The organism is uncultured Actinobacillus sp., from assembly GCF_945915845.1.
GTDB lineage: Bacteria > Pseudomonadota > Gammaproteobacteria > Enterobacterales > Pasteurellaceae > Exercitatus.
On record NZ_CAMEFX010000019.1, the window covers coordinates 1 to 19,779 of the forward strand.

General features: G+C 33.6%; 14 protein-coding genes. 3 read left to right on the top strand and 11 right to left on the bottom strand.

The window, feature by feature from the left end:
• Window positions 1–323: 323 nt before the first annotated feature.
• The 11 genes from Q0O89_RS06025 to Q0O89_RS06075 all read right to left on the bottom strand — a co-directional run bounded on the left by Q0O89_RS06025 (window position 324) and on the right by Q0O89_RS06075 (window position 17,581).
• Window positions 324–1,496, bottom strand: a complete 1,173-nt coding sequence (locus Q0O89_RS06025; RefSeq protein WP_293730820.1) for a nucleotide sugar dehydrogenase — start codon at window positions 1,494–1,496, stop codon at window positions 324–326.
• 9 nt (window positions 1,497–1,505) lie between these two features.
• Window positions 1,506–2,897, bottom strand: a complete 1,392-nt coding sequence (locus Q0O89_RS06030) for a mannose-1-phosphate guanylyltransferase/mannose-6-phosphate isomerase (protein WP_293730821.1) — start codon at window positions 2,895–2,897, stop codon at window positions 1,506–1,508.
• Window positions 2,898–3,130: 233 nt separating this feature from the next.
• The gene (locus tag Q0O89_RS06035) at window positions 3,131–4,414 is read right to left on the bottom strand and encodes a hypothetical protein (protein WP_293730822.1); all 1,284 of its coding nucleotides are present in this window, start codon (window positions 4,412–4,414) and stop codon (window positions 3,131–3,133) included.
• Between the two features lie 22 nt (window positions 4,415–4,436).
• Window positions 4,437–5,534, bottom strand: coding sequence for a glycosyltransferase (locus Q0O89_RS06040; protein ID WP_293730823.1), 1,098 nt, complete (start codon window positions 5,532–5,534; stop codon window positions 4,437–4,439).
• A 31-nt stretch (window positions 5,535–5,565) separates the two neighbouring features.
• Window positions 5,566–8,799, bottom strand: a complete 3,234-nt coding sequence (locus tag Q0O89_RS06045; RefSeq protein ID WP_293730824.1) for a glycosyltransferase — start codon at window positions 8,797–8,799, stop codon at window positions 5,566–5,568.
• Between the two features lie 19 nt (window positions 8,800–8,818).
• Window positions 8,819–9,970 (bottom strand): UDP-galactopyranose mutase, encoded by a 1,152-nt coding sequence (glf, locus tag Q0O89_RS06050; RefSeq protein WP_293730825.1) that lies wholly within the window; start codon window positions 9,968–9,970, stop codon window positions 8,819–8,821.
• Window positions 9,971–10,009: 39 nt separating this feature from the next.
• Window positions 10,010–11,683: a hypothetical protein gene (locus tag Q0O89_RS06055; protein WP_293730827.1), complete on the bottom strand. Its 1,674-nt coding sequence runs from the start codon at window positions 11,681–11,683 to the stop codon at window positions 10,010–10,012.
• Between the two features lie 320 nt (window positions 11,684–12,003).
• Entirely contained in the window at window positions 12,004–13,059 is a 1,056-nt protein-coding gene (gene fbpC, locus Q0O89_RS06060; RefSeq protein ID WP_293730828.1) for a ferric ABC transporter ATP-binding protein, read from the bottom strand.
• A 108-nt stretch (window positions 13,060–13,167) separates the two neighbouring features.
• The gene (locus Q0O89_RS06065) at window positions 13,168–15,225 is read right to left on the bottom strand and encodes an iron ABC transporter permease (protein ID WP_293730829.1); all 2,058 of its coding nucleotides are present in this window, start codon (window positions 15,223–15,225) and stop codon (window positions 13,168–13,170) included.
• 81 nt (window positions 15,226–15,306) lie between these two features.
• The gene (locus Q0O89_RS06070) at window positions 15,307–16,344 is read right to left on the bottom strand and encodes an ABC transporter substrate-binding protein (RefSeq protein WP_273315262.1); all 1,038 of its coding nucleotides are present in this window, start codon (window positions 16,342–16,344) and stop codon (window positions 15,307–15,309) included.
• Between the two features lie 193 nt (window positions 16,345–16,537).
• Window positions 16,538–17,581, bottom strand: a complete 1,044-nt coding sequence (locus Q0O89_RS06075; RefSeq protein WP_293730831.1) for an ABC transporter substrate-binding protein — start codon at window positions 17,579–17,581, stop codon at window positions 16,538–16,540.
• 172 nt (window positions 17,582–17,753) lie between these two features.
• On the opposite strand from Q0O89_RS06075, the gene Q0O89_RS06080 reads away from it, so the two are divergent.
• The 3 genes from Q0O89_RS06080 (at window position 17,754) to Q0O89_RS06090 (ending at window position 19,763) form a co-directional block, all read left to right on the top strand.
• Window positions 17,754–18,683, top strand: a complete 930-nt coding sequence (locus Q0O89_RS06080) for a LysR family transcriptional regulator (RefSeq protein WP_273397974.1) — start codon at window positions 17,754–17,756, stop codon at window positions 18,681–18,683.
• Between the two features lie 62 nt (window positions 18,684–18,745).
• The gene (locus Q0O89_RS06085; protein WP_293730851.1) at window positions 18,746–19,444 is read left to right on the top strand and encodes an AzlC family ABC transporter permease; all 699 of its coding nucleotides are present in this window, start codon (window positions 18,746–18,748) and stop codon (window positions 19,442–19,444) included.
• A complete protein-coding gene (locus Q0O89_RS06090) occupies window positions 19,434–19,763 on the top strand; it encodes a branched-chain amino acid transporter permease (protein WP_293730832.1) in 330 nt (109 codons plus the stop codon). Before Q0O89_RS06085 ends, Q0O89_RS06090 begins: the two co-directional genes overlap by 11 nt.
• Window positions 19,764–19,779 lie beyond the last annotated feature (16 nt).

Here is a 19,779-nt window from a genome sequence, read left to right on the forward strand (position 1 = left end):
ATTTTTATATTTAGGATCTGAAAGAATAGCTTTATATAAGCCCAGTTTTAATAAAGCAATCTCTTTTTGCGGAATATTTTCCTCTTTTGCTAATAAATGCAACGTAGCATTTTCTTTTTTAGGAAAGATTTTTCTAAAAAAAGACATTGTGATTTCCTTATTTAAAAAGGTGCGTTTCCCCCCGAACTGCTGATAAACATAAATCACACTCCGTCTTTGTAATGGACGCCAAGCGTGGCGTCCCTACAATACCGCTATTTATTTTGGGGTTGTCAGCAATCTGAAGTGCGCATAAACGCACTTATTAAAAATACCATCAAAAACTATGAGTCTCGTCCGAAAATATCTTTGGAATAAACTTTATCCATACAATCTAGCAATTCTTCGGCAACTCTATTGGCAATAATAACATCTGTATATTGTTTAAATTCGGCTAAAGAATGAATAACTTTAATACCATTAAACATATCTTCGTTAAGTTGCGGTTCATAGATAACAACTTCAACACCTTCGCCACGCAAGCGCTTAATAATGCCACGAATAGCTGAGGCTCTAAAATTATCCGAACCTGATTTCATAATCAAACGATAGACACCAACAACTTGAGGATTATATTTTAAAATCTCGTTGGCAATAAAATCTTTACGTGTATCATTTGATTGCACAATTGCTTGAATTAAATTTTGTGGTACATCATTATAATTCGCTAATAATTGTTTAGTATCTTTTGGTAAACAATAACCACCATAACCAAAACTCGGATTATTATAATGCTCACCAATTCGCGGATCTAAACTTACGCCCTGAATAATTTGCTTAGTATTTAAACCACGCATAGAAGCATAAGTATCCAACTCATTAAAATAAGCTACTCGCATTGCTAAATATGTATTTGAGAATAATTTAATCGCCTCTGCTTCAGTATTATCCACAAAAAGAATCGGAACATCTTTTTTAATTGCACCTTGTTGTAAAAGTGCGGCGAAAATTTCTGCTCTTTCAGAATGTTCCCCCACAATAATTCGGCTAGGATATAAATTATCGTATAGGGCTTTTCCTTCACGCAAAAATTCCGGCGAGAAAATAATATTTTGAGTATTAAATTTTGTTTTTGCTTTTTCAGTAAAACCAACCGGAATAGTTGATTTAATAATCATTACCGCATTTTGATTATATTCCAACACATCACTTATGACTTTTTCTACGCTTGACGTATCGAAAAAATTAGTATTTGGATCGTAATCCGTCGGTGTAGCGATAATCACAAAATCCGCATCTTGATAAGCTAATTTTGGATCTGTGCTAGCGGTTAAATTTAATGCTTTTTTTGCTAAATATTCTTCTAATAAGTCATCGGAAATTGGCGATTGAAATTGTTTAATCTTCTCAACCCGTTCGCTATTAATATCAAATAGCATTACTTGATTATGCTGAGCAAGCAATACTGCATTGGATAACCCAACATAACCTGCACCGGCAATTGTTATTTTTTTCATAGAATTTCCTTAGTTATTAAACCTTACTATATCATCTTCTTCTAAGTATCCTCCCACTTGCACTTCAATAAGCTCAAGGGGAACTTTTCCTGGATTTTCTAAATAGTGAGTGGCACCAATCGGAATGTAGATAGATTGATTTTCTGTTAGTAAGCTTTCTATGCCATTAATATTAACTTTAGCCGTTCCTGCAACAACGATCCAATGTTCAGAACGATGATAGTGCATTTGTGTTGAGAGTCGTTCATTTGGTCTTACGGTAATTCGTTTAACTTGATATCGTGAGCCAACATCAATGGAATCTTGTTTTCCCCAACGTTTAAACACTTCTCTGTGAAGTTTGGTTTCTTTGCGATTAGCAGCCTGTAATTGTTTTACAATTAATTTAACATCTTGAGAATGTTCTTTTGTTGTAACTAATACCGCATCTTTTGTTTGAACTACAACAGCATTTTGAATTCCTACTGTAGTAATTAGCCCAACTTCCGAGAAAATATAATTATTTGGGCTGTTAATGCATACTACATCACCTTGTTTAACATTACCTTGTTCATCTTTCTCAGACACATCCCATAACGATGACCAAGCCCCTACATCGCTCCAACCAGCATCCATAGGTACAACTACAGCATCTGAGGTATGTTCCATCACAGCATAATCAATAGAATCCTCAGGACAATGTCTAAAAATATTCGCATTGATACGAATAAAGTCTAAGTCATGTTCTAAACATTCTGTTGCTTTCTGACAGTGATCATATATATCAAAACGATACTTTCTTAATTCTGACAAATAAACACTTGCTTTGCATGCAAACATTCCACTATTCCAAAGATAATTGCCATCTTCTAAATAATGCTGTGCGGTGTCTAAATCTGGTTTTTCAACAAATTTATTTACTAAAAAGCCGGCATGTTCCAGTTTTTCTCCGCATTGAATATAGCCATATCCTGTTTCAGGGGATTTAGGCACAATCCCAAAGGTAACTAATTTATTATTCTCTACATATGGTAGTGCTTGGCGGATGGATTCTTGAAATGCTCCTACATTAGTGATGACATGATCGGCTGCAAGAACAAGAAGGTTTACATCTTTTTGTTGATAAGTTGTAATAAACGCAGCAAGAGCAATTGCAGGTGCAGTGTTCCGACCAATCGGCTCAAGAATAATATTGTGATTTAACATATCAATTTGACGCAACTGTTCTGCAACGATAAAACGGTGTTCCTCATTACAAATAACAAGTGGCGGTAAACAATCTAAGCCTTGTAATCTTTGAATTGTTGCCTGTAGCATACTCGTATTACCATAGAGCCTTTGAAACTGCTTCGGATATGATTCACGAGAAAGTGGCCATAAACGACTACCAGTACCACCAGCCATAATAATTGGTTGAAACATTATAACTCCTTACAATGCTTTAAAAATTAAAATCACTTAAAAATCTAATATTAATAGTTTATAACCTACATCCTACTTACAAAGATATACAAATATCTCTATTAAAATAAACTTGTTTAATTCTTAATATTAAAGTATGATTTTAATTATTTTATCACAATAAACGAATTCATCATTGCTAACTCTTAACTATAAATTACTTTCTAATTAATATAATTTTTATGAATATTTTCTTAAAGCTTCAAACTGTATATTAAAAATTTTTCAAAAGGCTTAAAATACTCCCATCTATCTAGCTTCTCTGTTTTATTTGATATAGAACCATCTTTCAATGGCGTAAGAAATTTATCTCCACATTTTATATAAACACCTAATTCTGTGGATATTTTCACTGGAAATAGAACATTACTATGTATCTTATTATTTTTATTAAAAATATAGTATTTATCATCTTTCATACATATAAAATAATAAATTCCATTGATATCTATTTCTAAATAACCATCATCAGATAGTATAGGATATATAATAGGTTTTATATCTTTCGTAAGTTGATTCTCAATAATATCTTCAGAATATGTTTCTAACCTATTTACCAGTAAATTATAGCATAAGACCTGACCATGAACAGTTCTAAGCCAAGATTGCATAACATTGATACCTGAAGACAATTTTAGGAGTTGCTCAATCCCCCCCCCCCCCTTCTCAACAATTAACTGTCTTATTGCTTTCTCTCTAATTGATAATTCGATATTCTTAAAGTTGAATTTACTATATTTCAAAAGATAAAAGAATCTATTATTTCTGTTCAAAAATATCTTTTTTAACAAATGGGAAATATGAAATGGTTTATTTCGTTTTAAATATCTAATTTTAGATTTAATTACAGACAATTCGATATCTTCAAGTAAAAGATATTTCATTGTAGATGTATTTGCTATAATATTTTCGGAAGAATGGAATGAGAAACTTATATTTATAATATTTAAATCATTAATCACTTGATTTATTTTAAATACATGCTTAACATCTGTTGAATAAAAGGGGTCATAAGCCACATAGTATTTACATTCTTTAGAGATGTCCATTTCATTTATTTTCATATCCTGATGAAGATCAGGATTATAATATTTATAATATGTATTATCATCTATATCATTTATATTGATTGAAAATTGAGGGTCCAGAGCTATTACTTTATTTAATGTTAGTAATTTCGAATATTTTAAACATCCATACCCTCCCATACTTCCTCCATAGCCCACTTTTACAGGATATGAATTCAGAATATCATATATTGTGTTTAAAGAACTATATATACTAGAACTAGGATACCAATTAGCATCTTTAGGCATAAAACCTAAAATACTGATATGTAATTTTTCTGCAATAATACCCGCATAAATATTAATACCATTAGCTCTATTTAACATATTTCCAAAAGTTACTAATAAAGTCTTTCCCCCTCTATTAATATAAAGAACTTGCAGGTGATGATCTTCATAAATAATACTCATATTACACTCTATTTAAATAATATTATAATGCTTTACTATATATATCATATAGTTTATTTGAATATTGCTCTAAATTATGCTCAGCATAAATTCTACCTTGGTTAAGGTACGATAATTGTTTCAAACTACTCAAATTATGAAAAATATCTTCAAGTATAGATTCTAATTTAGTCCTGACATCTTCATACAAAGATGGAATAGAAGTCTCATCTTTAATAATTGGTCTCATAGTATAAGGAAGAGGGATTTGCCAATTTATATGATTAATCTCAGCCAATGCTCGAATATTTGTAGAAATTACAGGAACTCCTGCTGCTTGCATTTCTAATACAGAATATCCATATGTTTCAGCTAAAGTTGGTAATAATCCAACATGACAAGATGATATTAATGATAAGACCTCGCTATTAGTTAAACTTTGATAATAATAAATCCATGATTTATTTTCATTAATAAAGCTTTTTATCCATTCAATATCTTTTTCAGTACTATTTGTAGTATTATCAATAATTCTTAAATTAGAAACCAAATATAATTCTAATGGAAAGCCTTTATTGATTAAATTTTTTAATGCTAGTAACATAGGAACTCCACCTTTATTAATGAAATCCCTACCAACAAAAACTAATTTCAATTTTTCTATATGTTCAAATCTTTCTATATTATTTGGTAATAATTCTTGCGGAGGATGAAGAATTAATGTTTTATCTATTAAAATCTTTTTATCATTATCACTTAAATACGATTGTGCCAATTGCTGTATATCATAACATGATTTTGACATAGAAATAATTTGTAAACATGTATCACTTAATAAAATCTCTATCCCTTTCTCAAAAGCATCTTTTGTCCAAAATCTAGGAACTTTAGTTTCATAAGTGACAACAAATGGCATATCACCAAAATTGATTTGATTAAAATAGTGAACTAGATCAACTTTTTTATCGTTTCTATTAATCCAAGAACTATTAAATAGTTCATTTTGATTAAAGAATTCAGGATAGGAGGGAAATTCTATACTATTCACTTTTTCATAAATAGCAGAAGAGCATTTATTAATAAACAAACGTTCTTCTGCATAAGTATTTCGTTCATAACCAATAGTAAAATTGTAACTCATACTTTTGTCCACCATAAGAATTAATTATATATTAAATAGAACCAGTTAAAATATCATTGATAGTTTGTTGCATAGGTTTCCAATCATTTCTAAGCGCAACTTCATAAGCTTTCTGTCTCATTTTCTCTTTATCTTCTCTATTTAAATGATATGCCTTATGTAAAATATCATATAGATTATTATCAAAAATAAATCCATTTACTTCATTTTGAATAAGATCATTAACCACATCACATTTGGTCGCAATGACAGGAGATGCAAAGCTTAATGCTAATAAAATTGAGCCACTTGTTAAAATTTTCTTGTATGGTAATACAATAAAATCAGATGATTTTACATAACGCTGCAATTCATCATCTTTTATGAAACCTTCCTTAAACATAATCAAATTATTTGATTGTGATTCAACCATAGCTAGTAATTGTTCTTTATAACTCTTATCAGGAAAAGATCCTGCAATTGTCAATCTAATATTATTATACTCTAATGCAAGTTTATTAAATGCTTGTATTAATTGTTCAATACCTTTATAAGCTCTCACTTGACCAAAGAATACAAAATGAATCTCATTTTCATGTAATTCAAAGCTTTCCCTAGATTGAGAAATAGATAAGTCATCCTTGTAACAACCTATATAATGACCATGCCTTGCTATAATAATTTTTTTCTCATCAAATTTATAATTATCAAGTAAATATCTTCTTCCCTCATCTGTATGAACTATAATATGATTAGAATATTTTAAAATACCATCCATTAAGATTTTTTCTGGAGTGATGTAGTTCAACTCATGTGGATGAAAATTATGCATTGTCCAAACTAATTTCCCTCCTAATTTTCTGAATAGTTCAAATAAATAAATATAATAGTACGCAGCTTTATGTGCCTCTACTTTATCCAAAATATTTGCTTTTTGAATATATAAATCAGTCCAATGTAAATGGAATACAGTCACTTGATTTTTTACATTCATACATCTAACTATTGCATCTATAATTGTTCCTCGTCCATTTAAATCTGATATTCCACCATATACTTTATTTAAATACGGATTCTTCTCATCCCAGAATGGATAATAATATAAATAAGCTTTATCTGGCTTATGTATATTTCTAACTTTTGCTAGAAATTCACAAGCATCATCATATCTTTGATTAGCAATCATAAAAGCCAAAATTTGATATTTAGGTTCACTATTAATGTTAAATAATGATATTGAATAATCTAATTGAAAACTTCTTATATTATCAAAAATCTCATCTCTAAGCTTTTTATCCTCCCATTTTCCAATAATAGTTAATTTATCAAACCATTCTGGAATAAATGACATAATTTTATGCTTAGTAATCATATAAAGACCTGATTCACTTAAGATGTTAAGTGCTTGTTTTGTTCCACTGATTAAAGCTCTAAAATTATCAATATCCCACTCACTACGAGTAATAGTTTTAATACCTCTATTACATACTAAATGATAGACATCCTTAGGTAAAATAGTAACCTTATTTGCAACAGATAAACATTTTGCAATAAATGGTGGATCTTGATAATTTTTTAAAATTGGGTATTCAATTTTATGTTTTTCAATCAAATCTCTTCTAATTAAAAAAGCTTGATGATCATATAAATTCCAACAATCAGGAGAGTTTTCTGGTAATTGATTAATAGATAATTGAGATTGATAATTTCTTCCCCCCCATAGATTTTGAAATACTTTTCCAGACTTATAATCATAACCATACAAATAGCCCTTAAAAATATCTGATCTATATTGTCTGGCCATAGACTTCATATATCCCAAACTTCCTTCAGGAAGAATATCATCGCAATCAATAAATCTTATATAAATTCCTGAGGCATAATTCAATCCTACATTACGAGCATTAGACGCTCCCTTATTTTGAGATAGCGATACAATTTTATATTTTAATGTTTTAAAATCATAACTATTTAAAATATCTAACGTATTATCTTTACTAAAATCATTTACCAGTATAATCTCATAATCACTATGATCTTGATTAATAATAGAATCTAAAAACTCTTTAATATAGTTTTGAGCATTATATATAGGTGTAATTAAACTAATAATTGGTTGATCTTTTTGAATAGTAAAACCACCACAACCCCTTTTTCTATAATTACTTTTTTGAGTAACTTCTTTGTAAAAGGAATGGAATTTTGGATCAAAATCATTTATTCCAATATTTAAACTATCAAATTTATTGATATATACATTTACATTATTCAAATAACGATTCTTATAAATATCATCAACCCTACCATAACTCCATTTAAAATCATTCATCATCCGGTCAACAATTTGTCTTTTCCAAGAAGAATTATATAAATCTAATTTATTACTTAACCAATCATACATATCAAAAATAACATCTACTTTACCTTTGCTAAAACGAGATGCTGACATATTATCATTGCGATAAAAATAGAAAGGTTTCCAAGTAACTTTAATTTTTTTAGCATGTATCATTGTTTGTATAAAAAATGATACATCTTGGTAAGATGCTCCCAGGCTTTCAGGTAAAATAATATTATTTTCAATAAGAAATTTTCTTCTATAAATAGATGTCCAAATTGCTGGTGGACTAGTTAAAATATGAGGGTTTATATTTGTATTAAAAGAATAGTCAAATTTCCCTTTTGGAGGCAATCCATATAGACCATCAAGCGGACCATCTTTAGTAAATGCGATGGCAGTAGCCCTAATAATATCTATATTAGCCTCTTCATAAGTTAATTTAATAAGCTCTTGATACATATTAGATGATATATAATCATCAGGCTCTACAATACCAATATATTCTCCTGTAGCATGTTTTAATCCTGTATTAAGTGCAGCTCCATAACCAGAATTAGGTTGATTAATAATTTTAATAAAATCATATTTACTTTGATATTGATATAATATTTCAATACTAGAGTCTGTAGAACCATCATTAATACAAATAATTTCTAATTCATCTATATTATGTTGAGATATAAGACTATCCAAACATTCCTTTATATATAATTCTACATTATATGTAGGAACTAAAATAGATATTTTAGGAGCTATATAGCTTTTTATTTTATTAGAAGAATTTATACCTTTTAACCTATTTTCACATATATCTATATTTAACTTAAATATACTTTCTAAGCGTTCATCTTGTAAAATTAGATTTTTATATATAGCTAATGCTTCTGAATAGTTTCCTATATTCATTAACTTATTTGCTTTTGCGACTTGATTAAAATTACTCATTAGGTCTAACATCCTCTATTTATAAAACTGAAACATAAAATGATTTTACAATACCACCATTTTCTTTTGCTGATATAAATGCATTGGCAACATTTAAAGCTTCGCGAATTGTAATATCCATATCCAAATAACGATATGTGGCTAAACGCCCAACAAAAGTAATTTTAACCTCATGATTAGCAAGATTAATATATTTTTCTAGCATATCTATAGTATCAATAAGTCTAATAGGATAATAAGGAATATCATTTTCTCCACACTGACGACTATATTCTTTAAAATAAATTGTATCATCATGATTCTCCCAAGGAGTGAAATACTTATGTTCTGCTATACGAGTAAATGGAACAGATTCATCTCCATAATTCATTACAGCACACCCTTGATAATCCCCCTTATCAATACAACGTTCAAAGTCTAAAGTTCTATATCCTAATCTACCAAAGCGATAATTATAAAATTCATCTAAAGGACCAGTATAAAATATATGCTCATAATTTTTAATATTACCATCAAATTCTGTACTTAACTGAACATCAATATTTTCATGTTCTAACATATTTTCTACAATTGAAGTATAACCTTCTTTAGGTATTCCCTGAAATTTATGAAAAAAGTAGTTATCATCATAATTAAATCTTATTGGTAAGCGTTTTAGAATACTTGCAGGTAATTTAGTTGGACTAATCCCCCATTGTTTTTGAGTATATCCCTTGAAAAAAGCCTCATATAAATCAACGCCAACAAATTTTAATGCTTGTTCTTCAAATGACTTTGGTTCCTCAATAGTTTTATCTGCTTTTTCATTTAGAATAAAATTATATGCTTCTTTTGGAGAAAAGCTCTTATGAAAAAACTGATTGATAGTGTGTAAATTTATAGGCAATGAGTAAACTTGACCGTTCACGGTAGATTTTACTCGATTAATATAAGGAATCATTACCCCATATTTATTAATTAATTGCCATATTTCTTCATCATCTGTATGAAAAATATGAGGACCATATTGATGAACCATGATATTTGTTTCATCATCTCGTTTAGTATAACAATTCCCAGCTAAATGATTACGTTTGTCAATAATTTTTACTTTATAACCATGTTCTGCCAATGTACGAGCAATAACAGCTCCAGAGAAACCAGCCCCAACAACTAATATGTTATGTTTCATAATATACGCTCCAAATTTTTATGAAGATAAAAATTCACTTTACTTCTGCTTTTTATTTCTTCTAAATTCTAGAATTTCCTTCCATAATGCGAATGGTAATATTAACCATTTAAAAGGGTTTTTGATATTCTGTATAAAAGTGACTCCCAATTTATAGGATAAATGTTTTTTTAACTTTTCTGCTTCACTAGCATCTTGATATTGTTCAATAGGAGGTAAATTAGCTAATTCTTTAGAGCTATTCTTTTTATAATCATAATATGTCAAGAATAAAGAATAAGGAATACTAATCCATCCTAAAAAACTAGAACTATTTCTAATCAATGTTGAACCTATTCTATAGTCTAATTGCTTTCTTATTCTATCAGCCGCACCAAATAATAATTTATCATCCTTTCTTGGACTATCTTTTTCTTTAAATATCCGTTCTAATTCTTCTTGAACAAAAAGTAATTGCGATAATAATAACTTATTTTCATTTTCTATAGTTTCTATTTTATTCTCAAGTAAATCTTTACCTTGTTGCAATAACTGTATATTTCCCTCATAGCTAGATAACAACTCTGATTTTCTATTATTCTCTATTAACACATCTCCTTTTTCCCTTTCAATTTCTTCTATTTTTTTCTGTGTGTTTTTATTTTCTAAATAAATCTCTTCATATTTATTCTGTATAGTATAAATTTGTTCAAGCAGCGTGTTATTATATTTTACAGTATGGCTAAGCTCTTCTTCTTTTTTATTATTATCTAATTTTATCATTTCTAATTCATTAGACTTCCGCTTAATTTCCATTGATTTAACTTCATTTTCTTTTATTTTCATTTCTAATTTTTTATTTTTATAAAAATTTTCTCTCCAAGCTTCAATAACGCTATCAATATCGCTATTATAATATTCTACCGATGGAAAATCAGCCTGTTGATTTAATCTAGAAAAAGTTTTAGAAATTTCCGGCGAATTATGAATAATAGTATTAACAAGAACAGAAGAAATAGGTGATTCGCTAACAGCTTGATCCATCGATAATTCTTCAAAGCTCACAATTTCTTGACGATTAAATTCATTTGGCACAACCTGACTATAAAGCGCCTTAAGTGAGCTATTATTTTGTTGTCTAACCCTTTCATTGTTAATTAAAATAGCTCTCTCCGGATTTTTCTCGAAGAAATCCAGCATTTTTGTATTATAAGCATTCCAATCGTCTAATTTTTCTAAAATAATTTCTTTACTTATTTCTTCATTTTCACTTTCTAATTTAAGTAGTAAAGATTGTGGGTGATCATAAGTTAGAACAAAATAAATAGAAGGATCTAAATTTTTCCAGTATTCTAAGTTCTCTAAAGCATTTTTATCCGCCCAACCCCAAAATTCGCTATCAATATTAGCGATCATTAAATCCATTGGAATGTAATCCCACATAGATTTAGGGAGTGCGCTGGCTGGCTGTGTATTTTGCTGTTTTTTGAGGTTTTTCTTTAAACGGCGTTTGCTAATAGGGGTAGGGAGCTTTTTCGGAAGTTCTTCTTCGTCAATTTCCTGAATTTGAGGTGCTTGGCTCTTGATTGCTTTATTCAGCAATTCCCCCACTTGAATAGGGGTTAATCCCTCTCGGCGCGAGGGGAGCGCTTTTTTCATTCCGAAATGTTGGAAAAGCGTTTCCAATTTTTCGTTGTTTTCTTGGTTATGTCCTACAATAATTATTTTCTTCATTTCTTACCTACTTAGCCTTAAAACAAAATACCCTTATTTATCAAAAGATTATGCTATTCTTGTTTGTTTGTTTGTTTGTTTGTTTGTTTGTTTGTTTGTTAGTGTGAATATATCAAAATTTCGTAATAATTTGTAATTTTTAATAGGGCGTATTGATCTTTCGAGTACAAAAAATAAACCCGCCCCTTCGGGTTGTGCCTAAAAAAGCCATCGTCGTTGTTGTAAAACTTGTCAATAGTCCTGCTATTAACTGCGTTTTACGCCTAGCCGATGGCTTTTTTAGGCGACAACGCAGTTTTTTATTGAAAGATAAACAGACCCTATTCTTTATGCAATAAAAATACCCCATGTTCAGCTAAATGAACATAAGCCTTTTGGGTATTGGGGTTGAAATTTTCAGGATTGCTATTTATTAGCAAATCTTTACCGCCCCAGCTTGCGACAATTTCCCAATGATTGCCCATATAAACCGCGGATTTAATTTCGCAGGCTTGCGCTTCGTCCCCCTGATTTTGTAATGAGATCGCTTCAGGGCGAATACCGACTAAACATTCGCCATCGGGAATACCAAAATCTGGTGCATGGGATAGGGTAAATTGATAGTTGTTTACTGTGACTGAATTATGGGAAACCGATCCTTTAAAAATACTACTTTCACCCATAAAGTTAGCTAAGAATAAGGAATTAGGGCGTAAATAGAGTTCTTTTGCCGGGGCTTTTTGCATAATTTTCCCTTTATTCATGACAATGACTTCATCAGACACGGCAAAGGCTTCTGTTTGATCGTGCGTAACATAAAGGCTGGTAATACCTAAACGCTGTTGTAATTCACGGATTTTTTCACGCATTGAACGGCGTAAGTTGGCATCTAAGTTACTTAATGGTTCATCAAATAACAACACTTTCGGTTTTAATACAAGCGCACGAGCAAGTGCCACGCGTTGTTGTTGACCGCCTGAAATTTGATCCACAAAGCGTTCTTCAAATCCGGCTAAGTCGACTAATTCCAATGCTTCTTTAACGCGCTGTTTACGTTCTTCTGCATTCACGCCTTGCATACGTAAACCATAACCCACGTTGTCGCCAATGGACATGTGGGGAAAGAGTGCGTATGACTGGAATACGATACAAATATCACGGTTTTGAATAGAGGATTTAGTGACATCTTCGCCGTCAATGAAAATTTGCCCTGAAGTTGGGTTTTCTAAACCGGCCACTAAGCGAAGCACTGTTGTTTTACCACAACCCGAAGGGCCGAGTAGAGTGACCATTGTGCCACGTTTAATGGTTAAGTCTAAATTATCAATGACTGTCGCTTTGCCAAAAGATTTGGTGATATTTTTTAATACTAAGAAATCATCATTTTTTGTTGTCATAATTTGGTACTGCCTTTATTTCTTGGGGCATTTGCATTGCCCATTTTATATTGAGTGATTGGGCAAAGATCCTTTGCCCGAAATTTATTGTAAAAAGTGCGGTTAAAATTAATCAGATTTTTTCGCTTTCGATTTTGCAATCCGTGTATCGCCCACAATCCAGTCAAAGAATAAGATTATCGCCATCATCACGATAATTAAGATTGAACCATAAGCAATAGCAACGCCGTATTCACCATCTTCAACACGGTTTAGGATGTATGCCGTTGCCACACGAGTATCTGCAGTGACTAAGAAAATAATGGCACTCACTGTTGTCATTGCACGCACAAAACTCGTAACGAGCGCAGAGAGTAAGGCTGGTTTTAATAATGGGAAGACAATAAACCAAATCGTTTTAAATGAAGAACCTTTCAAGGAAAGTGAAGCTTCATCAAGGGATTTATCAAGTTGACCAAGACCTGCAATAGCGGCACGCATACCAATAGGTAAGTCACGCATTACCATTGAGATAATAATGATGATCCCTGTTCCTGTGATATACATTGGCGCATTATTGAAGGCGAGAATGTAAGATACACCGGCAACAGTGCCCGGTACTGCGAAGCAAAGCATGGTTAAGAATTCTAAGGTTTTTTTACCTTGGAAATCTTTACGCACAACGATATAAGCAATTAATAAGCCGAAAAGTGCGGTCAATGGCGCGGCAATTCCTGCATATAACATGGTATTCAAGAGTGATGGCCATGCACCGTCACTGAAACCTTGTCCGAACATAAGTTCGTAGTTGCGAGTTGTTAAGGTGTAATCTACCCCCCAGTTTACGGTGAAACTACCGTAGAAAATGCTACCGTAAAGTACTAGGTTGAAAAGAACCCAGAAACCCAGCATAGCGATAATGGTTAATTTCAATCCTTTTGGAAGATCTTGTACATCACCGCGGTAAGATTTACCTGAAACCGTGACATAGGAACGATTACCGATCCACATATATTGCACTACGAAAATGAGCAATGAGAAGATTAATAAAATTGATCCCAGTGTACTTGCGGAAGCGTAATCTAATTGAGAACCTGCAATGTAGAAATAGATTTGGGTAGCAATAACATCGAAACTTCCCCCTAAAACTAATGGGTTACTAAAATCAGCCAAGGATTGAACAAAAACAATTAAAAATGAATTTGCCAATGCAGGGCGAAGTAGTGGGAAAATAATGTTATAGAAAGTTTGGTAGCGGTTCGCTCTTAATGTGTAAGAGGCTTCTTCAATTGATGGATGAATAGATTTCAATGCACCGTCTAAAATCATAAATGAAATCGGGGCAAACGCTAAAATTTGTGCGATAGCAATGCCATTGAAACCATATAACCAGTTATGGTTGGTAAAACCTAAATGTTCAGTTAAAAATTCGGTGACATAACCCGAGCGACCAAGCATTAAGGTGACACCTAATCCCACCACAAAGGGAGGTGTTACAATCGGTAAAATGGAAAAGATTTTACCGATGAACGCCGTACGGCGAGCAATCCGCGTAGTATAAAGGGCAAAAGCTAAACCAAATATTGTGGATACCACACCCACAAAGCCTGATAAAGCAAGAGAGTTTGTAATAACACGGGCAATATAACTTTGGCTTAAAATACGCAATACTTGTTGTGGCGCAAAGGTATCTCCGTCATAGAACATGGAAATTAATATTGCCAATGTCGGATAGACGATAAAGAAGAAAATCAACAAGATGATAGCTAATAGTGATGCGATAATAAATTTATCGCCTTGCATGATTTTTAGTTTAGCCAAGGCAAAGGTGGCAAGTGCGGTCAAAGTTGTTAATAAAATAATGACCGAATAACCCATGGAAACTTTGTAAATTGTTGCGGTCACAAAAGCAAATAATGTGGTAGAGACAATTAAAATAAGCTCTGCTTTAGCTTGTGTGGCAACATTTAAATTGAGTTTAGGAATAATAAAAAAGCCGATTAAAGGTAAAAACCATAAACTCGTCAGGTTAAGTGATGACCAACCCATGGCAGCATAAAACTCATCAGCTGTACTTTCGAGTAACCCATAGTCAAGTGCTTGAGATGGTAATACGAGAAAGGCGATTACTGATAATAACAGCCAAAAATTTGGCGATTGCGTAAAAGGTATTTTTGCGGAATTCATACAACCTCGCAATATGAATGTTTATTTATTGGTAAGGACAGGCATTAGCCTGTCCGTGTTCGATTATCGAATAGCATTAATTTATTTTGCTAATTTTACTTCGTCAACCCATTTTGTAATCAAGCGTTTGCGTAAATCGCTCGAACCATATTTATCAAAATCATAATTGATTAAGTTGATGGATTTAAAATCTAGCGCATAAGGCGATTGTTTCGCTTGAACGTTAGTTAAAATTTGATGGGTTTCACCTTTTTGCCAAGAAAGTTCTTGTGCTTCTTTTGATAACGCCCAATCCACAAATTTTTTCGCATTTTCAAGGTTGCGAGCGCCTTTAATAATACTTACACCACCAATTTCATAGCCTGTGCCTTCACAAGGTACGACAAGCTCCACCGGTGCGCCTTTTTCTTTTTCCAAAGAGTGTTCATGTAAAAATCCAATACCAATAGAAGCTTCGCCACGTGCCGTATTACGAGTAGCGGTATTGCCTGATTTCGTGTATTGGGAAACATTTTTGTGTAATTCTTTCAAATAGGCATAGGCTTGTTCTTCGCCCCAAAGTTGCATAAATGTGGCAAGGGCGGTATAAGCGGTACCTGAACTTTGTGGATCTGCAGCTTGAATTTCATTTTTTAAGCGCGGATCGGTTAAATCTTTCCAGCATTTTGGAACGGGAATATTGAGTTTTGCTAGGCGTTCCGTATTAACACCAAAGCCTAATACGCCAAGATAAATTGCAGATGAGTAATTTCCTTTTACTTTGGCAGGATCTTTTAGCTCATCAGGAATATATTGCAAATTAGGGGATTTATAAGGAACTAATAAGCCCATTTCGCCCGCTTGGCTGTGGGGATCTAAGGTTCCGCCATACCACACATCGCCTTGTGGGTTGGCTTTTTCAGCATCTATTTTGGCTAAAATAGCCCCGGTTCCACCGCGGATAAAACTTGTTTTGATGCCTGTTTTTTTCTCGAAAGCGAGAGTTTCTTGTTCACACATGGTATTTTGTGCAGAACAATAAACCACCAAGCGTCCTGAGTCAGCTTGAACAGGTTGTGTAAAAGTTAAACTTCCTAATAAAACCGTAGAAAGTGACAAAGCAATTTTTGAGATTTGCATAGTTTTTTTCATAGCAGTTTTCCTTGATTTTATTAACCGCACTTTTTATAAGTGCGGTCAGAATAGTGGCATTATGTCGTAGTTGCACAAGACGTTCGTTGAGCTTGTCGAAACGCAAGTCTTGTGCAATGCGTTGAAATGACTTATGGTTCGACAAGCTCACCAACCGTCATTTCAACTTTATACAGAACAACTATTTCGCCAATTTTACATCTTGAACCCATTTCTCAATCAACCGTTTCCGTTCTTCGGTGGCACCATATTTTTCAAAATCATAATTGATTAAGTTTAATTTGGTTGGGTCGAAAGCGGTTGGGGATTGTTGGGCTTTGGTGTTGGTTAAGGTTTGGTGGGCATTGCCTTTGCGCCATGCGGTTTCTTGGCCTTCAGGTGAAAGTACAAAATCCACGAATAATTTCGCGTTGTCTAAGTTGCGCGCGCCTTTAATAATACCTAAACCGCCTAATTCATACCCCGTGCCTTCGCAAGGGACGATTAACTCAAGCGGTGCGCCTTGTTGTTTTTCTACCGCGTAATCATGTAAGAAACCAATCCCTATCGTAGCTTCACCGCGCGCGGCGTTACGAGATGGGGTAATACCTGATTTGGTGTATTGGGAAATATTCGGGTGAATTTGACGGAAGTAGTCAAAGGCGGCTTGTTCTCCCCAAAGTTGAACGAAAGTGGCAATTGCGGTATAAGCGGTGCCGGAGCTTTGTGGGTCTGCAATTTGAATTTCACCTTTTAAACGCGGATCTACTAAGTCTTTCCAGCATTTAGGGACGTCTTTAATGCCTAATTTAGCAAGACGTTCTGTATTGACACCAAACCCTAAAATTCCCATATAAACGGCGGAAGCATAGTTGCCTTTGGTTTTTGCCGGGTCTTGGAATGGCGGCATAATATCGTCAATATTTTTTGAGCGATAAGGTTCAAGTAAGCCCATTTCAGCAGCTTGAGCTTGTGGGTCAAAGGTACCACCATACCAAACATCAGCTTGTGGATTACCTTTTTCCGCTTCCACTTTGGCAAAGGTAGAGCCTGAACCGTTGCGGATAAATTGTGTTTTTACGTCATATTTTTCGCCAAATGCTTTAGTGACAGCTTCGCACATTTCATTGGTGGCGGAACAATAAACGGTTAAACGTCCTTTGGCTTCGGCTTGTGGTGAAATCATCATACCAACGCCTAAAATAGTCGCGCTCATTACGGCTAGAGAAAGGGATTTCAATTTCATAATGTACTCCTGTAATGAAAAAATTTAGGCTTATATTAAGGTATTTTTCTGAGGATTACCGTGAGCATTGTCACAAATTGGGGAGAAAAAAAGTTTTTTTAAATCTTAAAGCGCGGTCTAAATTACGTTAGAATTGTATTCATTAATGATTTTATTAATGTGAATGATTTTAATGAAACCGACTTTTCTTGAATTACGCCATTTACGCACTTTATTAGCACTTAAAGCCACAGGTTCTGTATCGCAGGCGGCACAACTTGTGTATCTCACACAATCGGCACTTTCTCATCAACTTAAAGCTCTTGAAGAACAATACGGTTTGCCATTGTTTGAACGTAAGAGTTCACCGATTCGTTTTACTTCAGCGGGGGAACGTTTGATTCAACTCGCCAATGATATTTTGCCGAAAGTGATTGAAGTGGAACGAGAGTTGTCTCGTGTGCGTGATGGGGAAGCAGGGCAGTTGCGTATTGCGGTAGAATGTCATACCTGTTTTGATTGGTTAATGCCGGCGATGGATAATTTTCGTCACCATTGGCCGTTGGTGGAATTAGATATTGTGTCAGGGTTCCATACAGACACGGTCGGCTTATTGTTGAGTGATCGTGCGGATTGGGCGATTGTGTCAGAAGTGGAAGAAACCGAAGGGGTCATTTATAAGCCATTGTTTTCTTATGAAATGGTCGGACTATGTGCGAAGGATCACCCTTTGGCAACGAAAGAAGTTTGGGAGGCAGAAGATTTTGCTCATGAAACTTGGATAACCTATCCTGTACCTGATGATATGTTAGATCTTTTGCGTAAGGTATTAAAACCTGCCGGCATAAACCCTGCTCGCCGTACCAGTGAATTAACCATTGCGATTATTCAGCTTGTAGCCAGTAAGCGAGGTGTAGCAGCATTGCCTTATTGGGCGGTACAACCTTATTTAGAACGAGGCTATGTGGTGGCACGTAAAATTACCTCAAAAGGTTTGCAGAGTAATTTATACTGCGCTTTTCGTGAAAATGATGTAAATCGTGCTTATATGGACGATTTTTACGAAACTGTCAAAACACAAAGTTTTTCAACGTTACCGGGTTTGTCAGTATTGGAGTTGTAACTGTGGCAACAAAACAACAAATTTGGGCAGCCGCTAAAGCTGCTTTTCCTTATTCGTCCCCCATGATCTCGGGCTTTTTATTTTTAGGCATTTCCTACGGTGTTTATATGAAAGCCTTGGGGTTTGATGTGTGGTATCCCTTTTTTGCTGCATTATTGATTTATGCCGGTTCTGTGGAATTTATTATTGCAGCGTCACTTGTCGCCCCTTTTGCACCTATTTCTACTTTGTTAGTGACGTTAATGGTGAGCGGTCGTCAAATTTTTTATGGTATATCCATGTTGGAAAAATATGGTGCACAAAATGGTAGAAAACGCTGGTATTTAATTTCTGCCTTAGTGGATGAATCTTTTTCGCTGAATTATATGGCAAAAATTCCTCCGCACTTAGATAAAGGTTGGTATTACTTTTGGGTGACTTTATTTTTGCAGATTTATTGGGTGAGCGGTGCGGTAATTGGTAATTTATTTGGTAATATTTTGCCTTTTAGTCTTCAAGGTGTGGAATTTGCGATGACCGCATTATTTATTGTGATTTTTGCGGAAAACTGGATGAAAGAAACCTCTCATGAAAGCTCGTTAATTGGCTTAGGGATCACATTATTTTTCTTAATCGTAATAGGCAAAGAGAACTTTCTTATCCCAACCTTATTTGCAATTTGGGGAATTCTAACCTTACGCCGTCCGAAATTGGCTAGCAAATTAGAACGAATTGAGCAAAATGCGAAGTCTGAACAAAATGGAGTTAAAAATGACGCTTAACGAACAAATTATCACGATTGCCATGGGGGTAGTTGGCGTGCAAATTTGCCGTTTAATTCCATTTTGGGTTTTTCCGGCAAATCGCCCCGTGCCTGAATATATTCGCTATTTAGGCAAGGTTTTACCTGCAGCCATGTTTGGCATGTTGGTGATTTATGTGTATAAAAATGTGGATCTTTTGCAAGGGCATCATGGTTTACCTGATTTTATTGCAGGTGCAGTCACGTTAGGGTTGCATCTGTGGAAGAAAAATATGTTTTTATCCATGGCAGTGGGGACTATTCTGTATATGCTATTGGTGCAACTGGTGTTTGTGTAATTCAGCTGTTTTTGGT